Origin of the sequence: Dietzia sp. DQ11-38-2, assembly GCF_014145055.1 — a bacterium.
Taxonomy (GTDB): domain Bacteria; phylum Actinomycetota; class Actinomycetes; order Mycobacteriales; family Mycobacteriaceae; genus Dietzia.
Genome location: NZ_JAALDW010000362.1, coordinates 1 through 832, shown reverse-complemented (window position 1 = coordinate 832; position 832 = coordinate 1). Strand labels below are relative to the sequence as shown.

General features: G+C 71.4%; 1 protein-coding gene and 1 pseudogene. One reads left to right on the top strand and one right to left on the bottom strand.

What is annotated here, in order from left to right; translation table 11 throughout:
* The coding region (locus G6026_RS17415) for a DUF6537 domain-containing protein (protein WP_347238099.1) at nt 1-537 on the top strand (537 nt) is incomplete at its 5' end.
* On the opposite strand, the pseudogene G6026_RS12235 reads toward G6026_RS17415, so the two are convergent.
* Nucleotides 503-832 (bottom strand): annotated as a pseudogene (locus tag G6026_RS12235) (TetR/AcrR family transcriptional regulator); the annotation flags it as partial. The gene G6026_RS17415 and the pseudogene G6026_RS12235 sit on opposite strands and share 35 nt — an antisense overlap.

Genomic DNA, 832 nt, shown 5'->3' with positions numbered 1-832 from the left:
CGGCTCGCCCTCACGGTGGCCAGGAACCTGTACAAGCTCATGGCGTACAAGGACGAGTACGAGGTGGCCCGGCTGGCCGTCGACCCGGAGTTCGCGGCCCGTCTCACCGAGGAGTGGGGCGAGGGGGCCACGCCCAGGCTCAAGCTGCACCCGCCGGCGCTCCGCGCGATGGGGATGAAGCGGAAGATCGCGATCGGCCCGAAGGCCATGCCCGCCATGAGGGCACTGGCTCGGATGAAGCGCCTGCGCGGCACCCCGCTCGACGTGTTCGGCTACGCCCACGTCCGCAGGGTGGAGCGCGCGCTCCTGGCCGAGTACCGCGACGTGGTCAGGCGACTGACCACCGACCTGCAGCGCACGGGCCCCGGCGGCCGGGAGGCCATTTGGTACGACACCGCCGTCGAGCTGGCGGGCCTGCCCGACATGGTGCGCGGATACGAACACGTCAAGCTGGACAACGTGGAGCGCTACCGTGAGGAGCTCACGCGACTGCTCGGCTCGCTCAGGACCGCAGAGCCGCCGACGCCATCGCGGTGAGGACGCGCCGGAGTTCGGCCTCGGCCATGGACGGCAGCCGCGGACTGGAGTTGAGCAGTCCGAACACGGCGTGCACGTGAGCCCGCGCGTCCACGGCGGGCAGCTCCGGGCGCAGCCTCATGAGAGCGTCGACCCACATCTCGGCGTACTCGCGCTGCAGGCTACGCACCTCGTGCCGCGGCCCGGCGGGCAGTGCGCCGAGATCGCGGAACTGCACGCTGATGAGATCCGGTTCGGTCGCGACGAAGTCCACGTGGACCCCCAGGAGCGCGTCGACGACCTCGGCCGGGTCCCC